The following is a 21,340-nucleotide window of genomic DNA, read 5'->3' as shown; positions in this document are numbered from 1 at the left end:
CCGCAGCCCGCTTCGTCACGCCCCTCCCCGGCTCGACGAGTCGGGGGCAAGAAAAGACAGATTTTTTCTTTTTTTAAAGGGCAAATGGAAATGGCGAACGCATCTCAACCTCTGGTCGGCCTCGTGGGCTGGCGCGGCATGGTCGGCTCGGTCCTGATGGACCGCATGCAGGCCGAAGGCGACTTCGGGCTCGTCGAGCCGATCTTCTTCTCGACCTCCAACGCCGGCGGCAAGGCCCCGGCGATGGCCAAGAACGAAACCGCGCTGAAGGATGCGAACGACATCGATGCACTGAAGAAGTGCGACATCGTCATCACCTGCCAGGGCGGCGACTACACCAGCGAGGTGTTTCCCAAGCTGCGCGCCGCCGGCTGGAACGGCCACTGGATCGATGCCGCGTCGACCCTGCGCATGAAGGACGACGCGATCATCGTGCTCGACCCCGTCAACCTGCCGGTCATCGAGAACGCGCTCGCCAAGGGCGGCAAGAACTGGATCGGCGGCAACTGCACCGTGAGTTGCATGCTCATGGGCGTGGGCGCCCTCTACAAGGCCGGCCTGGTCGAGTGGATGACCAGCATGACCTACCAGGCAGCCTCGGGCGGCGGCGCGCAGCACATGCGCGAACTGCTGACCCAGTTCGGCACGCTGAACGCCGAGGTGCGTGCGCTGCTGGACGACCCGAAGTCGGCCATCCTCGAAATCGACCGCAAGGTGCTGCACAAGCAGCAGACTTTGAGCGCCACCGAAACGGCCAACTTCGGTGCCCCCCTGGGCGGCTCGCTGATCCCCTGGATCGACAAGGACCTGGGCCTGGGCAAGAGCCAGGACGACGCCGAGTGGGGCATGTCCAAGGAAGAGTGGAAGGGCGGCGCCGAGACCAACAAGATCCTCGGCCAGGGCGCGGGCTTCGGCACCGCCGCCACGCCGGTCGACGGTTTCTGCGTGCGCATCGGCGCCATGCGTTGCCACAGCCAGGCCCTGACCTTCAAGCTCAAGAAGAACGTGCCGCTGGCCGACATCGAAGCGCTGATCGCCGCCGACAACCCGTGGGCCAAGGTGGTGCCGAACACGCGCGAAGCCACCGTGAAGGACCTGACGCCGGTGGCGGTGACGGGCACCATGGACATTCCGGTCGGCCGTATCCGCAAGCTGGCCATGGGGCCGGAATACGTGGGCGCCTTCACCATCGGCGACCAGCTGCTGTGGGGCGCCGCCGAACCGCTGCGCCGCATGCTGCGAATCTTGCTTGAAGCCTGATATGGTCCGCTCGGCGCCTTTTGAAACATGATTTGTTGCTAAATGGCGACGCTGAATGTCATCGTAAGTATGCGCGCACTGGGTAGAACAGGCGCACTGCCTTGTCAGTGTGCAGCGATGGTGCTAACGTCCTCTTACAAATTCTGGGCCTGAGCCGCCCCTATCAGCATGACAAGACATCTGTTGCCCGCGGCCAGCCCATCGGCCGTTCGCCCGCTTCTGCCATCGAACGGCTGGCGCCTCTCCATCCTGGGCGCAGCGGCAGCTGTCGCCCTGGGCATCGCCAGCACCGACGCTAGCGCCTTCACGCTGGGTCAGCTGAAGGTGCAGTCGGCGCTGGGCGAACCCTTGCGCGCCGAGATCGACGTGACCGAAATGGCCGCCAGCGAGGCGGACGGTCTGAAGATCAACATCGCCACCGCCGAAGCCTTCAAGAGCGCCGGCGTTCCCTACAACTCGGCGCTCAGCGACGTCAAGGCGACGCTGCAACGCCGTGCAGGCGGCCAGTATGTAGTGCGCCTGAGCGGCAACCGCCCGCTGAACGACCCGTTCATCGACCTGCTGCTCGAAGCCAACGGCGCCTCGGGCCGCATCGTGCGCGACTACACCGTGCTGCTTGATCCGCCGGCCACGCGCCAGGCGGCTTCGAGCGCATCGGCCGCCGCGCTTGCGCCCATCGCCCCCCAGATCACCACGCCCGTCGAGCGCCCTGCCCCGGCAGCACGCGCACGCCGCGAGCGCGCCGCCCCCCCCGTTGCGGTGGCACCGCCGCCGTCGGCACCCGTCGCAGCGCCAGCCCCGGCGCCCGTCACGGCAGCTGCACCGGCTCGCTCCAGTGGCGGCGGCAGCGGTGAACAGGTCACCGTGCAGCGCGGCGACACCGCCAGCAAGATCGCAGGCGCCCACAAGCCCGCCGACGTGTCGCTCGACCAGATGCTGGTCGCGCTGCTGCTGGCCAACCCCGACGCGTTCGTCGGCGGCAACGTCAACCGCATGCGCGCGGGCGCCGTGCTCGACCTGCCCAGCGCCGCCGAAGCGGCCGCGGTAACGCCCGCGGAAGCACGTCGCACCGTCACCGCGCAAAGCCGCGACTTCGGCTCCTACCGCCAGCGCCTGGCCGAGAACGCACCCACCGCCAACGTCGCCGCGGCGAGCCGCAATGCCTCGGGCAAGCTGCAAGCCAACGTCGAAGACCGGAACGCCGCGACCAGCGCACCCGACAAGCTCACCATCTCGCAAGGCAGCGCCTCCACCCGCGCCGCCGACGAGAAAGTGGCGCAGGCGCGCCAGGCGCAGGACAGCAACAACCGCGTGGCGGAACTGTCGAAGAACATCAACGAGCTGAACAAGCTCAAAGCCGCTACGGGCACCGGCGCATCGGCACCTGCCGCTGCAGCGCCCGCCGCAGCGGCGCCCGGCATCCCGGTGCCGGCACCGTCCACCGCCGCGACGACGACTCCAACGCCTGCAACGCCAGCACCCGCTACGCCGGCACCCGTGGCCGCAGCGCCCATGCCGGCACCGGCTGCTTCTCCTGCTCCGGCGACGGCAGCACCTGTTGCGGCGCCGACACCCGCACCTGCAACCCCCACACCCGAAGCCACCGCAGCGACTGCCGCACCAGCAACGGCACCAGCCGCTGCCGTTGCTGCTGCCACCACGCCATCGGCCACTGATGCCGCTGCCACCCCCGCCGCAGGCGCAGCGAGCGCCGCAGCCACCGCGGCCGCAGCCCCGAAGCCCGCTGCCAAGAAGGTCGTCGCACCGCCGCCGCCGCCCGAGCCGACCTTCCTCGAGGAACTGCTCGACAACCCGCTGATGCTCGCCGGCGGCGCGCTGATCGCGCTGCTGATCGGCTTCCTGCTGTACCGCGTGCTGGGCCGTCGCCGCGAGGAAATGAGCGAAAGCGTGTTCCTCGAGAGCCGCATTCCCAAGGACTCGTTCTTCGGCGCCAGCGGCGGCGAATCGGTCGACACCAAGAACCGCGGGGACTCCACCGTTTCGTCGCTGTCGTACTCGCCGAGCCAGCTCGACGCGGGCGATGTGGACCCCGTGGCCGAAGCCGACGTGTACTTGGCCTATGGCCGAGACCTGCAAGCCGAGGAAATCCTGCGTGAAGCGCTGCGCCTGAACCCGGACCGCACCGCCATTCACCTGAAGCTGCTCGAAATCCACGCCAAGCGCCGCGACGTGCGCGCCTACGAAAGCCTGGCCACCGAAGTGCACAAGCTGACGAACGGCGCCGGTTCCGACTGGAACCGCGTGGTCGACATGGGCAAGGACCTCGACCCGGGCAACCCGCTGTACGAATCGGGCGCGCCCCGCAGCGGTGGCGCCAGCGCCGCCGAAACGGCTGCCTTCGCAGGCGCCCTGGCCGCAGCCGCCAAGCCGGTGGCACCGCCGCCCCCAGCGGCACCCGCGGCATCCGCACCGCCGGCTTTCGTGCCCTCGGTCGCTCCGCTGGACTTCGACCTCGACCTGACCGCACCGCCGCCGCCACCTCCCGCTCCTCCGGTGCCGGCGCCCGCCCCTGTGCAAACCCACGCGCCGGTCGGCGCCAGCCTGCCGAAGTCCGCCTACGCGCCCGCTCCGACCGCCGCACGCCCCGCCGCGCCGCTGTCGAACGGCCACGCTTCGCTGCCTGTCGATCTCGAAAACGACTTCGACACCGCCCCCGGCGCGCTGACCGCCAACACGCTGCCCGGCTCGCTGAGCGACGTGGACAACACCCGCCCCGCCATGCTGCGCAATGCGTTGCCGGCCGACTCGGGCTTCATCGAGTTCGACATGAGCGCGCTGGCCGGCCTGCCGGCCCGCACCCCGGAGGCCGAGGTCATCACGCGGCCTAACGGTCTCTCGCATGACGACGAGGGCGACGACGAAAGCCCGCATGCGGTCAAGCTGTCGCTCGCACGCGAGCTGCAGGCCATCGGCGACGTCGAAGGCGCCCGCTCGCTGGTCGAGGAAGTCGAAGCCGAAAGCGCCGGCGACCTCAAGTCGCAAGCCCGCCAACTGCTCGCCGAGCTGCGCTGAGCGATTGGTTGTTCCGGTTCCTGATTTCGTGAGGCGGGCGTCTTGAGGCTGGCGCTCGGTATCCGTTACAACGGCCAGGCTTACGAGGGCTGGCAGAGCCAGCGCTCGGGCCGCACGGTTCAGGACAAGCTCGAGGCGGCCCTCGCCAAATTCACCGCGCAGCCCCCCGGCAGCATCGGCACGTTGTGCGCCGGGCGCACCGACGCCGGTGTGCACGGGCTGATGCAGGTGGTGCACTTCGACACCCTCATCGAGCGCGACCCCTTCTCCTGGATGCGCGGCACCAACCGCTTCCTGCCCGACGACATCGCGGTGCAGTGGGCGCACCCGGTGCCCGACGAATTCCATTGCCGCGCCAGCGCCCTGGCCCGCCGCTACCTCTACGTGCTCTCGCAATCGCCGGTGCGGCCCAGCCTTGATGCCGGCCGGGTCGGCTGGTCGATGCACGCGCTGGACGGCGATGCCATGCGCCAGGCCGCCGCCGTGCTCATCGGGACGCACGACTTCAGCTCGTTCCGTGCTTCGGCCTGCCAGGCCAAGTCGCCTGTGAAGAACCTGCGGCGCATCGAGATCACGCGCGTGGGCGAAGGCGAGCGCTGCCGCTGGCATTTCGAGTTCGAGGCCGACGCCTTCCTGCACCACATGATCCGCAACCTGATGGGCTGCCTGGTGCGCATCGGCCGCGGCGACGAGCGGGTCGAATGGATCTCCGAGGTGCTCGAGGCGCGCAGCCGCAAGGTCGCGGCCCCGACCTTCTCCGCGGACGGCCTGTACTTCGTGGGCCCGTTGTACGACGCCAAGTGGGGTCTGCCGGCCGAGGCCACGCTGCAGGCGGGCGGGGCTCCTTATGATCCCCCGCCATGACCGCGCCCCTGCCCAGCACCCTGTCCCGCACCCGCATCAAGATCTGTGGCCTCACGCGTGAGGCCGATGTCGATGCGGCGGTGGAAGCCGGCGCCGACGCCATCGGCTTCGTGCTATACCCGAAGAGCCCCCGCGCCGTGACGCCAGCGCGCGCCGCCGAGTTGGCCTCGCGCCTGCCACCTTTCATCACGCCGGTGCTGCTGTTCGTGAACCAGCCACCGGAGGAGGTCATGGCCGCGCTCTCGCTCGTGAAGGGCGCCATCGCGCAATTCCATGGCGACGAGACCCCCGCGCAGTGCGAAGAATCCAGCGGCCCGGGGCGTTTTCGTTACATGCGCGCCGCCCGCATTCCGCTGGGGGCTGCCGGGATCGGCTTCGACCTCGTAAAATACGCGTCCGATTACTCCCACGCCCAGGCCATCCTGCTCGACGCGCACGTCGAAGGTTATGGCGGTGGCGGCAAGGCTTTCGATTGGTCACTTCTTCCACCCGCCGTCGACGCTCACCTCGTCTTGAGTGGTGGGCTCACACCTGCAAACGTGAGCGATGGCATTCGCATCCTGCGGACGCGCTGCAAGTCGCTGTCCGTTGATGTGAGCTCGGGCGTCGAAATCGACGGCCCCGGGAACAAGGGCCTCAAGGACGCCGGAAAAATCCGGCAATTCGTCGCAGCGGTCAGAGCCGCCGACGCGTCCTTCTCCAGTTAGCCGCCGCAGCCGATCGATTCGGGCTGCGGCCCATCGATCGGAAATCATGCAAAGCCAATTTCAGGACTACCAGCAACCCGATGCCACCGGCCATTTCGGCAACTACGGCGGCACCTTCGCGAGCGAAACGCTCACCCACGCGATCAACGAACTGCGCGACGCGTACGCCCGGTTCAAGGACGACCCGGCCTTTCTGGCCGAATTCCACTACGAGCTGAAGCACTTCGTCGGGCGCCCCTCGCCGATCTACCACGCCGCGCGCACCAGCCGCGAAATGGGCGGCGCGCAGATCTACCTGAAGCGCGAAGACCTGAACCACACCGGCGCGCACAAGATCAACAACGTGATCGGCCAGGCGATGCTCGCGCGCCGCATGGGCAAGCCCCGCATCATTGCCGAGACCGGCGCCGGCCAGCATGGCGTGGCCACCGCCACCATCTGCGCGCGCTACGGCCTCGAATGCGTGGTCTACATGGGCAGCCAGGACGTGAAGCGCCAGAGCCCCAACGTCTACCGAATGAACCTGCTGGGCGCCACCGTGGTGCCGGTGGAGTCGGGCAGCAAGACGCTGAAGGACGCGCTCAACGAGGCCATGCGCGACTGGGTCACCAACGTGGAAAACACCTTCTACATCATCGGCACCGTGGCCGGCCCGCACCCCTACCCGACGATGGTGCGCGACTTCCAGAGCGTGATCGGCACCGAGTGCATCGACCAGATGCCGGCCATGCTCGCGGCACAGCAACGCGCCGCGGGCATCCCCGGCGAAGCCGAGGGCAAGCAGCCCGACGTGGTCGTGGCCTGCGTGGGCGGCGGCAGCAACGCGATGGGCATCTTCCACCCCTACATTCCGTTCACCGGCACGCGCCTGGTCGGCGTGGAGGCGGCGGGCGAAGGGCTCGACAGCGGCAAGCACTCGGCATCGATCCTGCGCGGCAGCCCGGGCGTGCTGCACGGCAACCGCACCTACCTGCTGCAGAACGAAGACGGCCAGATCACCGAGACGCACAGCATCAGCGCCGGCCTCGACTACCCGGGCGTGGGCCCCGAGCACGCCTACCTTGCCGACATCGGCCGTGCCGAGTACGTCGGCATCACCGACATGGAGGCGCTCGAGGCCTTCCACTACCTGTGCCGCACCGAGGGCATCATTCCCGCGCTCGAATCCAGCCACGCCGTGGCCTATGCCATGAAACTCGCGAAGACCATGCGCCCCGACCAGTCGATATTGGTGAACCTCTCGGGCCGCGGCGACAAGGACATCGGCACCGTGGCCGACCTGTCGGGCGTCGACTTCTACGACCGCCCGTCCATGCGCGGCCTGAGCGTGAAGGGAGGCAAGTGATGAGCCGCATTGCAAGCACCTTCGACGCGCTGAAAAATGACGGCCGCCGCGCCCTCATTCCGTACGTCACCGCGGGCTTCCCCTTTGCCGACATCACGCCCGAGCTGATGCACGGCATGGTCGAGGCCGGTGCCGACGTGATCGAGCTCGGCGTGCCCTTCTCCGACCCGATGGCCGACGGCCCCGTGATCCAGAAGGCCGGCGAAGCGGCGCTGGCGCTGGGCATCGGCATGAAGCAGGTGCTGGCCATCGTGGCCGCCTTCCGCCAGAAGGACACGACCACGCCCGTGGTGCTGATGGGCTACGCCAACCCGGTCGAGCGCTACGACCTGGTGCACGGCAAGAAGGCCTTCATTCGCGACGCGGCCGCGGCCGGCGTCGATGGCCTGCTCGTGGTCGACTACCCGCCCGAGGAATGCGAGGCCTTCGCCGCCGAGCTGAAGGAAGCCGGCATCGACCTGATCTTTTTGCTGGCGCCCACCAGCACCGACGAGCGCATGGCCCAGGTGGCGCGCATTGCCAGCGGCTACGTGTACTACGTGTCGCTCAAGGGCGTGACCGGCGCCGGCCACCTCGACACCGAGGCGGTCGGCCTGATGATTCCGCGCATTCGCCAGCACGTGAGCATCCCCGTGGGCGTGGGCTTCGGCATTCGCGACGCGCGCACGGCGCAGGCGGTCGGCTCGGCCGCCGATGCGGTGGTGATCGGCACCAGGATCATCCAGCTCATCGAAGACCAGCCGCGCGAACGCGTAGTGCCGGCGGTGCGCGAATTCCTGGCGGGCATTCGCGAAGCGCTCGACGCGCTGCCGGCGGCTACCCCCAAGAACGCGGCTGGCCGATAATCGCGGTTGCCTCCGTCCCCTGGGCTGTGTTCCGCACGCGGCCCAGGGGAGCTAATCGTCGCGAAGGCCTGCCTGTCGCGAGAACCAAGGATTGCCCATGAGCTGGCTTGAAAAACTGCTACCCGCCAAGATCGCACAAACCGACCCGTCGGAGCGCCGCCAGGTGCCCGAGGGCCTGTGGATCAAGTGCCCCGCCTGCGAGACCGTTCTGTACAAGACCGACCTCGAGCACAACCAGAATGTCTGCCCCAGCTGCAGCCATCACCACCGCATCGGCGCGCGCGCCCGGCTCGACGCGTTCCTCGACGCCGAAGGCCGCTACGAACTCGGCCAGGAAGTGCTGCCGGTCGACGCCCTGAAGTTCAAGGACAGCCGCAAGTACCCCGAGCGCCTGAAGGAAGCCCTGGAGAACACCGGCGAGACCGACGCCCTGGTGGTGCTCGGCGGCTCGGTCCACAGCATCAGCGTGGTCGTGGCCTGCTTCGAGTTCGAATTCATGGGCGGCAGCATGGGCAGCGTGGTCGGCGAGCGCTTCGTGCGCGGCGTGGAAACCGCCATCGAGCAGAAGGTGCCCTTCATCTGCTTCACCGCCACCGGCGGCGCGCGCATGCAAGAGGGCCTGCTCTCGCTGATGCAGATGGCCAAGACCAACGCCGCGCTCACCCGCCTGGCGAAGAAGGGCCTGCCGTATATCAGCGTGCTGACCGACCCGACCATGGGCGGCGTGAGCGCCGGCTTTGCCTTCGTGGGCGACGTCGTCATTGCCGAGCCCAAGGCGCTGATCGGCTTTGCCGGCCCGCGCGTGATCGAGTCGACCGTGCGCGTGACGCTGCCCGAAGGCTTCCAGCGCGCCGAGTTCCTGCAGACCAAAGGCGCCATCGACTTCATCAGCGACCGCCGCGAACTGCGCAAGACCATCGCCAGCACGCTGGCCATGCTGCTGCGCCAGCCGGCCGACGCGGTCAGCTGAAGCAAGTACGGCACGACGAAAAAAGGGCCCGGGTGCATCGCACCCGGGCCCTTTTTGCTTGCCGCCTGGCGGAAGGTCAGACCGTCAGAACGTCAGCTGGTAGGCAAACACCAGCAGGTTGCTCAGCACGATCGCCACGATCTGCAGCACCACGATGGCCGCCAGCGGCGACAGGTCGACCCCGCCGATCAGCGGAATGAAGCGGCGAAACGGCCGCACCAGCGGTTCGGCCAGCCGCGAGATCAGGTCGAGCAGCATCGGCGACGCGCCCGGAATCCACGACAGCACCGCGTACACCACCAGCAGCGCGGTGAGCCCCGAGACCGCCAGCTGCATCAGCCCGACCAGCGACACCAGCGGCAAGGTCACGATGTGTCCCAGGTTGCCGATGAGCAGCCACAGCAGCAGGAACTTCAGCATCACCAGCAGCCACGCCGCGATCAGGCTCGCCAGGTCCCAGCGCTTCACCGAGGGCACGATGCGCCGCAGCGGCAGCACGATCCAGTCGGTGATGGCGAAGATGAAGCGCCCGAGCGGGTTGCCGAACGGCACCCGGTGGTACTGCATGTAGAGCCGCAGCAGGCAGGCGCCGCCGAGCAGGCCGACGATCACGTCGAGGAGGAAAGAGGGGATCTGATAGAGCATGAGGGCGCAGCCGTGAGCGGAATGCGATGATAGCCACGCAAGGTTCTTCGATGACGACACAACCCCTTTTGCATTCACTGCCATTGTTCCCGCTCGGAACCGTCCTGTTCCCCGGCGGCCTGCTGCCCTTGCGCATCTTCGAGGTGCGCTACCTCGACATGATCGGCAAGTGCCGCAAGGCTGGCGTGCCTTTCGGCGTGGTGAGCCTCACCAGCGGCAGCGAGGTCCGCAAGCCCGGCTCCGACGCCGAGCGCTTTTCCAGCATCGGCACGCTGGCCGAAATCCGCGAGTTCGATTCGCCGCAGAGCGGCCTGCTGCAGATTGAGTGCGTGGGCACGCAGCGCTTTCGCATCCGCCAGACCGAGTTGCAGAAGCACGGCCTGTGGGTCGCCGAAGTGGAGGCCGTGCCCGACGACGTCGCGCTCGACATTCCCGACGACCTGAAGCACACCAGCACCGCGCTGCGGCGGCTGATCGACACGCTCGAAGAGCGGCGCCGCGCGCAGGACGCGACGGCCCGCCTGCCCATCGGCGAGCCCTACCGCCTGGACGATTGCGGCTGGGTGGCCAACCGCTGGTGCGAGCTGGTGCCGATGCAGCTCGAGCTGCGCCAGCGCCTCATGACGCTCGACAGCCCGCTGATGCGCCTGGAGCTGGTCAGCGATCTGCTCGCACGCACGGGCATCACTGAATAGCTTGCTCTGTTTTTTGTAGCGCACGCCGCAGGATCGGCGGGCGCTGGCGCCAGCTTTTATTCGAAAAGCCATGGGCTAAAATGCCAGCCCCGCGCACGCTCCCGGATGCGCGCCACCCGCCTCCCATGTCCGATCACCTGACCCCCCACATTCCCACGCCCGCAGCGGCACCGGCAGCCACCGTGGCCGCCGTCGACGACAACAAGCTCATCGCTGAACGCCGCGAAAAGCTCAAGCTGCTGCGCGCCGCGCAGGCCGAGGGCAAGGGCGTCGCGTTCCCCAACGACTTCAAGCCGGGCCACCGCGCGACGGCGCTCGCCGAGGCGCACGGTGCCACCGAGCCCGAGGCGCTCGAGGCGCAGGCCGTGGCCGTCAGCGTGGCGGGCCGCATGATGCTCAAGCGCGTGATGGGCAAGGCCAGCTTCGCGACCCTGCAGGACGCCACCGGCCGCATCCAGCTGTACGTCACGCGCGACGCCGTGGGCGAAGAGGCCTACGCCGAGTTCAAGCGCTGGGACCTGGGCGACATCCTCGGTGCCGAAGGCACGCTGATGAAGACCAAGACCGGCGAGCTGTCGATCAAGGTCACCCGGCTGCGCCTGCTCACCAAGAGCCTGCGCCCCCTGCCCGGCGACTTCTACGGCATGGCCGACCAGGAGCAGAAGTACCGCCAGCGCTACGTCGACCTGATCACCGACGAGTCGGCCCGCGTGCGCTTCACCGCGCGCAGCAAGGCCGTGAGCGCGCTGCGCGAGTTCATGGTGGCCAACGACTTCCTCGAGGTCGAGACGCCCATGCTGCACCCCATTCCGGGCGGTGCGAACGCCAAGCCGTTCAAGACGCACCACAACGCGCTCGACCAGGAAATGTTCCTGCGCATCGCGCCCGAGCTGTACCTCAAGCGCCTGATCGTCGGCGGCTTCGAGCGCGTGTTCGAAATCAACCGGAGCTACCGCAACGAAGGCATCTCGGTGCGGCACAACCCCGAGTTCACGATGATGGAGTTCTACGCGGCCTACTGGAACTACCGCGACCTGATGGACTTCACCGAGACGCTGATCCGCACCATCGCCGACAAGGCCGTGGGCACCCAGCAGCTCAGCTACGGCGGCAAGCCGGTCGACCTGACCCAGCCCTTCCAGCGCCTGACGATCCGCGAAGCCATCCTGAAGTACACCGAGGCCGAGGGCGTGGCCCAGGGCGTGGACGACAGCGCCTGGCTCGTCAACGCCCTGCGCAAGATCGGCCTGAGCGAAGAAAAGGACAAGCTCTCGCAGCGCAGCCTGGCCAGCCTCCAGGTGATGTACTTCGAGGAAACCGTGGAAGAGAAGCTCTGGCAGCCGACCTTCATCATGGAACACCCGACCGAGATCTCGCCGCTGGCGCGCGCCAACGACGAGCGCCCCGAGGTCACCGAGCGCTTCGAGCTCTACATCACCGGCCGTGAGTTCGGCAACGGCTTCAGCGAGCTGAACGACGCCGAGGACCAGGCCGCGCGCTTCAACGCGCAGGTGGCCGCAAAGGACAGCGGCGACGACGAAGCGATGTTCTACGACCACGACTTCGTGCGCGCGCTCGAATACGGCATGCCGCCCACCGGCGGCTGCGGCATCGGCATCGACCGACTGATGATGCTGCTGACCGACTCGCCGAGCATCCGCGACGTGATCCTGTTCCCCGCGCTGCGCAGGGAATCTTGAGCATGGCGTCACCGTCGTCGTTGCCGACGATCGGCATCGACTTCGGCACCTCCAACTCCGCCGTGGCCTGCCGGGTCGACGGCGTGGCCCGCCTGCTGCCCATCGAGGGCGCGGCCACCACCCTGCCCACCGCGATCTTCTTCAACGCCGAAGACCGCAGCACCCATTTCGGCCGCGACGCCGTCGCGCAGTACCTCTCGGGCACCGAAGGCCGGCTGATGCGTTCGCTGAAGAGCCTGCTCGGCAGCGCGCTGATGCAGGAGAAGACGGCCATCTACGACGGCCTCGTGAGCTTCGAGGACATCATCGCGCGCTTCCTGCGCGAGCTGGCCGTGCGCGCCAGCCGCGAACTCGGCCAGCTGCCCGAACGCGTGGTCATCGGGCGCCCGGTGCACTTCGTGGACGACGATGCCAAGCGCGACGAACGCGCCGAAGACAGCCTGCGCGTCGCGGCGCGCGCGGCGGGCTTTCGCGAGATCGCCTTCCAGCTCGAGCCCATTGCCGCGGCCTTCGACTACGAGCAGCGCATCACCAGGGAATCGATCGTGCTCATCGTCGACATCGGCGGCGGCACCTCCGACTTCACCGTGGTGCGCGTGGGTCCCGAGCGCGCCACGCGCGACGACCGCAGCGACGACGTGCTGGCCACCAGCGGCGTGCACATCGGCGGCACCGACTTCGACCAGCGCCTGAACCTGGAGCGCGTGATGCCGCAGTTCGGCTTTCGCCACCATGGTCCGCAGGGGCGCGAGGTGCCGAGCAAGGTGTTCTTCGAGCTGTCGTCCTGGCACCTGATCAACTGGCTCTACGCCGCCAAGGCGGTGCGCCAGGCCAAGGACCTGCGCACCAGCTACAGCGACCTGCGCCTGCACGACCGGCTCATGACCGTGCTCGAGGAGCGGCACGGCCACCGGATCGCCAGCGCGGTGGAGGCGGCCAAGATCGACGCCTCGGTGAGCGACGCCGAAACGTCCATCGACCTGTCCTGCGCCGAAGCCGGGCTCGTGGCCTCGCTGTCGCCCGCCGACATGGCGCAGCAGCTGGCCACGCCGCTGCAAAACGTGATTGCCTGCGCGCACGCCTGCGTCAAGCGCGCGGGCCTGCGCAGCGGCGACCTCGACGCCATCTACCTCACCGGCGGCTCGTCAGCGCTGCGGCCGTTCCAGCACGCCCTGCGCAAGAGCTTCGCGGGCGTGACGCTGGTGGAAGGCGACCTCTTCGGCGGCGTGGCCACCGGCCTGGCCTGCGCGGCCCGCACCGAGCGCCGCGCATGAAGTACCTGGCGGGCTATCCAGCGACCCTGCTGGACCAGGTCCGCCAGCTGATGGCAGAGGACAAGCTGGGCGCGCTGCTGAGCAGCCGCTACCCGGACGGCGCCCATGCCGTGCAGACCGACCGCGCGCTGTACGACTACGTGAGCGAGCTCAAGAGCGATTTCATGCGCAAGGCCGAGCCGCTGTCCAAGGTGATGTACGACAGCAAGCTCCACGTGATCAAGAACGCGCTGGGCACGCACACCACGGTGTCGCGCGTGCAGGGCGGCAAGCTGAAGGCCAAGCGCGAGATCCGGGTGGCCAGCCTGTTCAGGGAAGTGCCGCTCGAATGGCTGCGCATGATCGTCGTGCACGAGCTGGCGCACATGAAGGAGCGCGAGCACGACAAGGCGTTCTACGCCCTGTGCAGGCACATGGAGCCGGACTATCATCGCCTGGAGTTCGACCTTCGCCTGTATCTGGAGCACCTGAACACGGGTGGAAAGCGCCTCTGGGGCGGGGCCCCCGAAGCACCTGGTCCGGCGCCGGGCTCGATACCGGACAACGGCTAGTCCGCCTCGGACGCCGGTCGGCGTTCACCCCGCCGGCCACGCGCCCCCCGCTCTTTCAACGCCACGGGGTACCGCCATGTCACATCCTCAACAACGATTCTTCGTCGCCGGTGTGAAGCAGTTCCTGCCGTCCTACTTCAGGGACCGCTCAGTCGTCGAAATCGGCAGCCTCAACCTCAACGGCTCGGTGCGCGAACTCTTCGAAGGCTGCAGCTACCTGGGCATGGACGTGGACGAAGGCCCCGATGTCGACCTGGTCTGCCATGGCGAGAACTACGGCGGCGCCGCGAGCGGCACGGACGTGGTGATCTCCTGCGAGGCGATGGAACACAACCCGCAGTGGAAGAAGACCTGGCTCAACACCCTTCGCCTGGTGAAGGACGACGGCCTCGTCGTCATGACCTGCGCCACCCCGGGGCGGCGCCAGCACGGCACCGTGGAGTTCAACCCCTCCGATTCGCCGTTGACGGTCGGCCAGCACCAGAACCACTACCGCAACCTGGCCGCCACCGACTTCACGGCCCTGCTGCAGCACGACGCCTGGTTCTCGGTGTGGGGCTTCTTCGAAGACCGCAGCAGCCACGACCTGTACTTCTTCGGCGTCGGCCCGGAGGCCGACGAACCGACCCGCGCGCAGGCGCTCGCGCTGCACGCGGCGTTGAAGGAGCACTATCACCAGGTGAACGTGTTGGGCCGGTACTGAGGCGCAGGAAGCAAGCAGCAGGGCCCGAGACCAGAAACCCGGAAACGTGAGCCCCCATGTCCACCCTGCCCCGGCTCAACTTCACCTCGCTGTCTTCGCACGAGACCTGCGGCGATATCGTGGAGGCCTTCAGGCTGGCGGCGCAGAGCCTGGGCTACCCGACCCGCTTCACGCCCTGCTACATCGTGCCGGGGGAAATCAACATCCTTTTCTTCTTCTGGGATGTGCCGTGGGAGCACATCGAGCAGCACCACCCCGATTGCATCGTCGTCAATTTCGAACCGATGGTGCACGGCACCCATGCATGGAACGAGCGCTATCTGGACGTGCTGAAGCGCTGCTATCTCTGGGAGTACAGCAAGTCGAACTTCCAGCGGCACCGCCAGCTGGGCTACCGGAACGCCGACTACGTCGCGCTCGGCTGGGAGCCCGGCGCGGCCGAGATCTTGCCGCTGGCCGACGTGCTGCCCGACGCGAAGCAGGACATCGACGTGGTCTTCTTCGGTTCGCTGACGCGGCGGCGCATCGACATCCTCGAAGGGCTGATGGCGCGCGGATGGCGCGTCGAAGTCAATCGCGGGCGCGCCTGGACGCTGGAGGAGCGCAACGGCTTCCTGCGGCGCGCCAAGATCGTGCTGAACCTGCACAACTGGGAGGCGTCGCGCGTGGTCGAAGTGCCGCGCCTGTCGATCCTGCTGCGCCATCGCAAGGCGGTGGTCTGCGAGCTCTATCCCGACAGCGAGGTCGAGGCGCCGGTGCGCGATGCGGTGGTCGGCGCGCCGTACGAGCGGCTCATTGAAACCATCGAACAGCTGCTGGCCGACCCGCCCCGGCGCGAGGCGCTCGAGCGCGACGCGCTGGACGTGTTCAGCCACGCGTTCGCGCCGCCGCTGGTGGGGCCGGCCATCGAGCGCTTCCTGGACTGGCGCGCACAGCAGCCCGACCGCTTCGGGGCCACGGCCATGCCGCGCGTGACGGTGTGCCTGACCGCCGGGGACTCTCTGGATGCACCCGATGCGCGCGGTGCGCTGTCGCAAAGCTTGCGGGCCTGGTCGGCGCAGCGAGGCGTGTCGCTGCACGTGGTGCTGGTGGCTCCGGCGGAAGTGGACTGCCTGCCCGCCCTGCTCGCTGAAGCGGGCATCGTCGATGCGCAACTGATCTCGCTGCCGGTCGCTTGCGACCGCGCCACCGCCCGCAACCTCGCGTTGGCACAGGCGCAGGGCGGCTGCATCGTGTTCTCCGACGCCGGAGACATTCCCTCGCCCGAGCGCCTGCAGCGCCAGGCGGCGCTGCTGCAGGCGTGCGCGGCCATCGACATCGTCGGGTGCTGGTGCGACACGCTAGACGGCGCATTCGAGTTCGCCGAGCGGCACCAGGACATCCTCGTGGAATTTCTCGGGCCCCGCCCGCTGCAGCTGTCGGCGTGCATGGTGCGCCGCAGCTTCCTGGCGCGCAGCGGCGTGCGCCACGACCCGGAATTCGCGGTGCACGACGACCTTCACATGCTGTGCAAGAGCGCCGCCGCGGGTGCGCGTTTCGCGGTACTGCCGCAGCTGCTGCACCGGCCGGCGACGCTGCCTTCGCCCCTGGGTGCCGATGCTTCAGCAGCACTCGCCGCCCGGGCGCGTGCGCTGGTGCTGGCCTGCCTGTTGCCGAAATCGACGGGCGAAGCCTTGCAACAGATCGCGCAGCTCTATGCGCTGTACTGGCCACCGACGCTGGATTTCGCGCAAGACCTGCTGCACGCCCTGGCGCACGCCTGCTTCAAGCCGGCCGCGCCGCCGGAGCAGCAATGGGTCGAGCACGAGACCTTGACGCGCGCGCTTCGCCACGAGGCGTTGCGCCTGCTGCGGATCTTTTTCGACGCGGGGCTGGCGGACAGGGACTGGCTGGAACGCCAGTTCATGGCCCTCGAGGTCGCTCAGTTCCTGGCACCGGCGTCCAACGAGTTGCCGGTGCGGGTGTTCAGGCACGCGCAGGACGCTTCGGCTGCATCGCCAGCCCCGCTCCAGGGCGACGCCGGTTAGCGCAGGCGCTTAGGCCGTCAGGTCACCGCGCGACAGGATGCGCCGCGCACCCTGGTAGGGCGCCGAGCCCGCGAGATCGGTCCACGACAGCGCTGCCGATGGCGGCAGCAACGCCCGGCGGCGCGCCTCGCTGGCGGCATCGCCCACCCAGCGGCCCGTGTCGCGTGCCGCGCCGAAGCCGTCCAGCAGGCTGTCGAGCGGCGCGCCGTCGCCGATGCTCTGGTTGCACAGCATGGCGAGGTCGCAGCCCGCGTCGATGGCCGCCAGCGCCGCATCGGCGTAGCTGAGCAACTGGCCGTCGATGTAGCGCCCCGCCTCCATGCTGAGGTCGTCGCTGAAAATCACGCCCTCGAAACCCAGCCGCTGCCGCAGCACCGCCTTGAGCCACTTCGACGAAAAGCCCGCGGGCCGCTTGTCGACCTTCGGGTAGATCACGTGCGCGGGCATCACGGCGCTGAGCGTGCCCGCGAGCCAGTCGTAGGGCTGCGCGTCGTCGCTCAGGATGTCCTTGAGCGCGCGCTGGTCGACCGGAATCTCGACGTGCGAGTCGGCCGCGACAAAGCCGTGCCCCGGAAAGTGCTTGCCGCAGTTGCGCATGCCCATCTGCAGCATGCCGTGCATGACGCTCTTGGCCAGCAGCGCCACCACGCGCGGATCGCGGTGGAAGCTGCGGCTGCCGATGACGCTGCTGCCGCCGTAGTCGAGGTCGAGCACGGGCGCGAAGCTGAAGTCGACGCCGCACGCGCGCAGCTCGCCGGCCAGCACCTGGCCGACGGCCGTCGCGGCCTGGGTGGCGCGCAGGGCGTCGCGCATCCACAGCTCGCCCAGCGCGCGCATCGACGGCAGGTGGGTGAAGCCGTCGGTGCGAAAGCGCTGCACCCGGCCACCCTCGTGGTCGACGCAAATCAGCAGGTCGGGCCGGATCGACTTGATCTCGGCGTTGAGCGCGGTCATCTGCGCGCGGTCTTGCCAGTTGCGGGCGAAATGAATCACGCCGCCCACCAGCGGGTTCGCCAGGCGCCGGCGGTCGGCGTCGGTGAGCGCGGTGCCGGCCACGTCGACGATCAGCGGCGCGTGCACGGCGCGGGGGCGTTCGAGCCCGGGGGTCATAGCTTCTCCACCACCACGAAGCTCGCGGCGTATTCGGTTTCGTCGGTCACGGTCACATGGGCCGTGAGGCCCTGCGCCTCGAACCATTCCTTCAGCTCGCCATGCAGCACGATGACGGGCTTGCCACTGCGCAGGTTGGCGATCTCGCACAGCCGCCAGCTCATGGGCATGCGCATGCCCATGCCGACGGCCTTGCTGAAGGCCTCCTTGGCGGAAAAGCGGGTCGCCAGGTAGCTCAGGCCGCGCTTGGGCCAGCGCGCGCTGCGCGCCTGCCAGACCGCGAATTCGGCGTCGCTGAGCACCTTGCGAGCAAAGCGCTCGCCCTGTCGCTCGAAGGTCGCGGCAATGCGACGCAGGTCGCAGATGTCGGTGCCAATGCCGTAGATCATGCGGCGGCGACGTTCACTGCGCCTCGCTGATGCAACGCAGGTAGTCGCGCGTGGCGGCGGCGTAGCCGAGCTCGAGCGCATCGGCCACGAAGGCGTGCCCGATGGACACCTCCTGCACACCGGGCACGGCGCGCAGGAACGCCGTGAGGTTGTCGCGGCTCAGGTCGTGCCCGGCGTTCACGCCCAGGCCCGCGGCCAGCGCGGCGCGCGCGGTGTCGGCATAGCGCGCGAGCACGGCTTCTTCTTCAGGCGTGCCGCGCGAGGCGGCATAGCCCTCGGTGTAGAGCTCGACGCGGTCGGCGCCCACGGCCTTCACCGCGGCCATCATCTCGGGAATCGGGTCCATGAACAGGCTGACGCGCACGCCCAGCGCGCGGGCCTCGGCGATCAGCGGGCGCAGGCGCTCGGCGTCGTCGGGAAAGGTCCAGCCGTGGTCGCTGGTCGACTGGGTTTCGCTGTCGGGCACGAAGGTGGCCTGGTGCGGCTTGAGCGCGCGCACGAAGTCCATCAGGTTCTGGAAGGGGTTGCCTTCGATGTTGAATTCGACGGCCGGCCAGCCGCTGGCGAGCAGTTCGGACAGGTCACTCACGTCGTGCGCGCGGATGTGGCGCGCGTCGGGCCGCGGGTGCACGGTGATGCCGTGGGCGCCGGCGGCCAGGCAGGCCTGCGCGGCCTTCACGACGCTCGGAATGCCCAGGTGGCGCGTGTTGCGCACCAGCGCGACCTTGTTGAGGTTGACCGACAGCGCGGTGCCGGTGGACGTGGGGGCGTGGCCTGAAGTGCTCATAGTGCTTGCAGATCTCTCATCATTTGCCGCGTGCGCAGCGTGGACACGCCGCAATGGTAGTTGAGCAAGGCGCGCAGCTGGTTTCGCAGGGCGCTGTTGCTGCCGGTGTTCATGACGGCAATTTCGCGCAGCGTGGCGGAAAAAGGTGCGCGATCGTCCAGCACCTGTTGCAGCGCCCGCCAGTCGATACCGGCCAGCGCGGCCTCGCCAGCGGCGGCTTGGCGCAGGCCGGCCTCGGGCACGAGGCTGTAGCGCACGGCGTCGTCCAGCGGCTCCAGCGTGAGGGTCTGCACCTCGAGCGACGGCAGCAGGCCCACCTCGCGCAGCAGGATCAGCTCGAAGGCCCGCAGCGCCGCCGCCTGCGTGGCGGCCTGGGCGCCGGCGTGCTCGCTCGCCAGCACCTGCACCACGCCCGCGTAGGCGTCGAACAGCGCCTCGTGCGCATCGTCTCGCGCCAGCAGGCGCAACAGCAGTTCGTTGACGTAGTAGCCCGATAGCAGCGCCTCGCCGGTCGGCATGACGTGCCCGCCCATCCATTCGGCGCCCTTGAGCGTGCGGATCTCGGCATCGCCGCCGTAGTTGAGCTGCAGCGGCTGCAGCGGCAGCAGCACCGGGCGAAAGTTGGAGCTCGGCCGCTTCGCCCCCTTGGCCACCAGCGCGATGCGCCCGTGGTGCCTGGTGAAGACCTCGAGGATCAGGCTCGACTCGCTCCAGTCGTAGCGATGGAGCACATAGGCCGGTTCGTGCGAAACGCGGTGGGCGGCGGCCACTTCATTCGTAGCCGAAGGAGCGCACGCGGGCTTCGTCGTCCGCCCAGCCGGAGCGCACCTTCACCCACAGTTCGAGGAACACTTTGGCGTCGGCCAGCTTCTCGAGCTCGACGCGGGTTTCCATGCCGATGCGCTTGATGCGCTCGCCCTTGTCGCCGATCACCATGGCCTTGTGGCCGTCGCGCTCGACCACGATGGTGGCGGCAATGCGCAGCAGGCGCTTCTGGCCCTTTTTCTGCGGCGGCTCTTCCTCGAACTTGTCGATGATCACGGTCGAGGTGTAGGGCAGCTCGTCGCCGGTCAGGCGGAACAGCTTCTCGCGCACCAGCTCGCCGGCCAGGAACTTCTCGCTGCGGTCGGTGAGCTCGTCCTCGGCGTAGAACCAGGGTTGCTCGGGCAGGTATTTTTCGCAGATGCCGAACAGGCGCTCGACGTCCTTGGCGTTCTTGGCCGACATCGGCACGAACTCGGCGAAGGCGTGCTTGGCCTGCATGGTCTGCAGCCAGGGCGCGATGTCGCCGCGGCGGTGCACGTTGTCGAGCTTGTTGGCCAGCAGCACCGTCGGAATGCCCTTGCCCAGCAGCTTGAGCACGCGCTCGTCGGCGGGCGTGAAGCTGCCGGCCTCGACCACGAAAAGAATCAGGTCCACGTCGCCGACCGCGCCCTGCACGGTCTTGTTGAGCGACTTGTTCAGCGCGTTGGCATGCAGGGTCTGGAAACCCGGCGTGTCGACGAACACGTACTGCGTGGCACCCATCGTGCGCATGCCGGTGATGCGGTGGCGCGTGGTCTGCGCCTTGCGCGAGGTGATGCTGATCTTCTGGCCGACCAGCGCGTTCAGCAGCGTCGACTTGCCCACGTTGGGCTTGCCGACGATGGCGATAAGGCCGCAGTGCTGCGGCCCGGTGGCAGGCGCATCGCCTGCGGTGTCTTCGGGTCCCGCTACGGGATTGATAGCATCGTTCATTCTGATTTCACGCGGCGCCGCGTGCCTTGAGCCGGATCAACATGGCGGCGGCCGCCGCCTGCTCGCCAGCGCGGCGCGAGCCGCCGATGCCGCGTTCGCGAAGGCCCAACTCGGGCACCTCGCACTCGACATCGAAAGTCTGCTTGTGCGCGGCGCCCAGTGTGGCGGCCACGCGGTACACCGGCAGCTTCATTTTGTGACCCTGCAGCCATTCCTGCAATTCGGTCTTCGGATCCTTGGCCGCGGCTTCCATGCGCGGGTTGATTTCCACCGCCTCGTACAGCCTGTGCACCAGCGACTGGGCGGCGGCAAAGCCGGCGTCGAGGTAGACCGCACCGATCAGCGCCTCGAGCGCATCGGCCAGGATCGACGGCCGGTTCGGGCCGCCGGAGCGGGCCTCGCCCTCGCCCAGCTTGAGCAGCGGCGAGAGCGCCAGCCCCACCGCCAGGCGGTGCAGGGTGTCTTGCTTGACCAGGTTGGCCCGCACGCGCGACAGGTCGCCCTCGGGCAAGGCCGACAGGCGGATGTACAGCAGGTGAGAAACCGCCAGGTTCAGCACCGAGTCGCCGAGAAACTCCAGGCGCTCGTTGTGGTCGGACGAAAAGCTGCGGTGCGTGAGCGCGAGCTGGAGCAGCCGCGGGTCGGAGAAGGTGTGCTGGAGACGCGCTTGCAGCGCGACGAGGCTGCCGTCCACCTTT

20 protein-coding genes are annotated in these 21,340 nt (G+C 68.4%); 13 read left to right on the top strand and 7 right to left on the bottom strand.

Annotated elements, in window-relative coordinates:
* Positions 1 to 90 precede the first annotated feature (90 nt).
* From asd to accD, 7 genes are all read left to right on the top strand, one after another.
* The gene (asd, locus tag QTI51_RS02850) at positions 91 to 1,260 is read left to right on the top strand and encodes an aspartate-semialdehyde dehydrogenase (protein WP_116908560.1); all 1,170 of its coding nucleotides are present in this window, start codon (positions 91 to 93) and stop codon (positions 1,258 to 1,260) included.
* Positions 1,261 to 1,428: 168 nt separating this feature from the next.
* Positions 1,429 to 4,293, top strand: a complete 2,865-nt coding sequence (locus QTI51_RS02845) for a FimV/HubP family polar landmark protein (RefSeq protein WP_116908249.1) — start codon at positions 1,429 to 1,431, stop codon at positions 4,291 to 4,293.
* Positions 4,294 to 4,335: 42 nt separating this feature from the next.
* Positions 4,336 to 5,157, top strand: a complete 822-nt coding sequence (gene truA / locus QTI51_RS02840) for a tRNA pseudouridine(38-40) synthase TruA (protein WP_116908250.1) — start codon at positions 4,336 to 4,338, stop codon at positions 5,155 to 5,157.
* Entirely contained in the window at positions 5,154 to 5,864 is a 711-nt protein-coding gene (locus tag QTI51_RS02835) for a phosphoribosylanthranilate isomerase (protein WP_116908251.1), read from the top strand. Before truA ends, QTI51_RS02835 begins: the two co-directional genes overlap by 4 nt.
* A 46-nt stretch (positions 5,865 to 5,910) precedes the next feature.
* On the top strand, positions 5,911 to 7,209 hold the full coding sequence (trpB, locus tag QTI51_RS02830) for a tryptophan synthase subunit beta (RefSeq protein WP_116908252.1): 1,299 nt from the start codon (positions 5,911 to 5,913) through the stop codon (positions 7,207 to 7,209).
* Positions 7,209 to 8,054 carry a tryptophan synthase subunit alpha gene (gene trpA / locus QTI51_RS02825; protein ID WP_116908253.1) on the top strand — a complete coding sequence of 282 codons (846 nt, stop codon included), beginning with the start codon at positions 7,209 to 7,211 and terminating at the stop codon, positions 8,052 to 8,054. Before trpB ends, trpA begins: the two co-directional genes overlap by 1 nt.
* 97 nt (positions 8,055 to 8,151) lie before the next feature.
* Positions 8,152 to 9,024, top strand: coding sequence for an acetyl-CoA carboxylase, carboxyltransferase subunit beta (accD, locus tag QTI51_RS02820; protein ID WP_116908254.1), 873 nt, complete (start codon positions 8,152 to 8,154; stop codon positions 9,022 to 9,024).
* Positions 9,025 to 9,108: 84 nt separating this feature from the next.
* Here accD and QTI51_RS02815 read toward each other — a convergent pair whose 3' ends face one another.
* Positions 9,109 to 9,669, bottom strand: a complete 561-nt coding sequence (locus QTI51_RS02815; protein ID WP_116908255.1) for a YggT family protein — start codon at positions 9,667 to 9,669, stop codon at positions 9,109 to 9,111.
* A 50-nt stretch (positions 9,670 to 9,719) separates the two neighbouring features.
* On the opposite strand from QTI51_RS02815, the gene QTI51_RS02810 reads away from it, so the two are divergent.
* The 6 genes from QTI51_RS02810 to QTI51_RS02785 all read left to right on the top strand — a co-directional run bounded on the left by QTI51_RS02810 (position 9,720) and on the right by QTI51_RS02785 (position 16,619).
* Positions 9,720 to 10,364, top strand: coding sequence for an LON peptidase substrate-binding domain-containing protein (locus QTI51_RS02810; RefSeq protein ID WP_286512946.1), 645 nt, complete (start codon positions 9,720 to 9,722; stop codon positions 10,362 to 10,364).
* A gap of 125 nt (positions 10,365 to 10,489) precedes the next feature.
* Positions 10,490 to 12,064: a lysine--tRNA ligase gene (lysS, locus tag QTI51_RS02805; protein WP_207786643.1), complete on the top strand. Its 1,575-nt coding sequence runs from the start codon at positions 10,490 to 10,492 to the stop codon at positions 12,062 to 12,064.
* A gap of 2 nt (positions 12,065 to 12,066) precedes the next feature.
* Positions 12,067 to 13,338, top strand: a complete 1,272-nt coding sequence (locus tag QTI51_RS02800) for an Hsp70 family protein (protein WP_116908257.1) — start codon at positions 12,067 to 12,069, stop codon at positions 13,336 to 13,338.
* Entirely contained in the window at positions 13,335 to 13,889 is a 555-nt protein-coding gene (locus QTI51_RS02795) for a M48 metallopeptidase family protein (RefSeq protein WP_116908258.1), read from the top strand. Before QTI51_RS02800 ends, QTI51_RS02795 begins: the two co-directional genes overlap by 4 nt.
* 76 nt (positions 13,890 to 13,965) lie before the next feature.
* The gene (locus QTI51_RS02790; protein WP_132748738.1) at positions 13,966 to 14,592 is read left to right on the top strand and encodes a class I SAM-dependent methyltransferase; all 627 of its coding nucleotides are present in this window, start codon (positions 13,966 to 13,968) and stop codon (positions 14,590 to 14,592) included.
* Positions 14,593 to 14,648: 56 nt separating this feature from the next.
* Entirely contained in the window at positions 14,649 to 16,619 is a 1,971-nt protein-coding gene (locus QTI51_RS02785; protein ID WP_116908260.1) for a glycosyltransferase family A protein, read from the top strand.
* Between the two features lie 9 nt (positions 16,620 to 16,628).
* Here QTI51_RS02785 and nagZ read toward each other — a convergent pair whose 3' ends face one another.
* Genes nagZ through rnc form a run of 6 tightly spaced genes read right to left on the bottom strand, consistent with a single transcriptional unit; the run spans position 16,629 to position 21,336 of the window.
* The gene (gene nagZ / locus QTI51_RS02780; RefSeq protein ID WP_116908261.1) at positions 16,629 to 17,729 is read right to left on the bottom strand and encodes a beta-N-acetylhexosaminidase; all 1,101 of its coding nucleotides are present in this window, start codon (positions 17,727 to 17,729) and stop codon (positions 16,629 to 16,631) included.
* Entirely contained in the window at positions 17,726 to 18,118 is a 393-nt protein-coding gene (gene acpS, locus QTI51_RS02775; protein ID WP_093124095.1) for a holo-ACP synthase, read from the bottom strand. Before acpS ends, nagZ begins: the two co-directional genes overlap by 4 nt.
* Positions 18,119 to 18,131: 13 nt before the next feature.
* Positions 18,132 to 18,905, bottom strand: a complete 774-nt coding sequence (locus QTI51_RS02770) for a pyridoxine 5'-phosphate synthase (RefSeq protein WP_116908262.1) — start codon at positions 18,903 to 18,905, stop codon at positions 18,132 to 18,134.
* Positions 18,902 to 19,675: a DNA repair protein RecO gene (gene recO, locus QTI51_RS02765; RefSeq protein ID WP_116908263.1), complete on the bottom strand. Its 774-nt coding sequence runs from the start codon at positions 19,673 to 19,675 to the stop codon at positions 18,902 to 18,904. The genes QTI51_RS02770 and recO overlap by 4 nt, the downstream gene beginning before the upstream one ends.
* A gap of 1 nt (position 19,676) precedes the next feature.
* Complete coding sequence (gene era, locus QTI51_RS02760; protein WP_116908264.1) at positions 19,677 to 20,642, bottom strand: GTPase Era; 966 nt, start codon at positions 20,640 to 20,642, stop codon at positions 19,677 to 19,679.
* Between the two features lie 7 nt (positions 20,643 to 20,649).
* On the bottom strand, positions 20,650 to 21,336 hold the full coding sequence (gene rnc / locus QTI51_RS02755) for a ribonuclease III (RefSeq protein WP_116908265.1): 687 nt from the start codon (positions 21,334 to 21,336) through the stop codon (positions 20,650 to 20,652).
* Between the last annotated feature and the right edge of the window lie 4 nt (positions 21,337 to 21,340).

It is taken from the genome of Variovorax sp. J22G73 (genome assembly GCF_030317035.1).
Lineage (GTDB): Bacteria > Pseudomonadota > Gammaproteobacteria > Burkholderiales > Burkholderiaceae_C > Variovorax.
The sequence above is the reverse complement of the archived record's forward strand: the minus strand, read 5'-3'. Positions and strand labels throughout refer to the sequence as shown.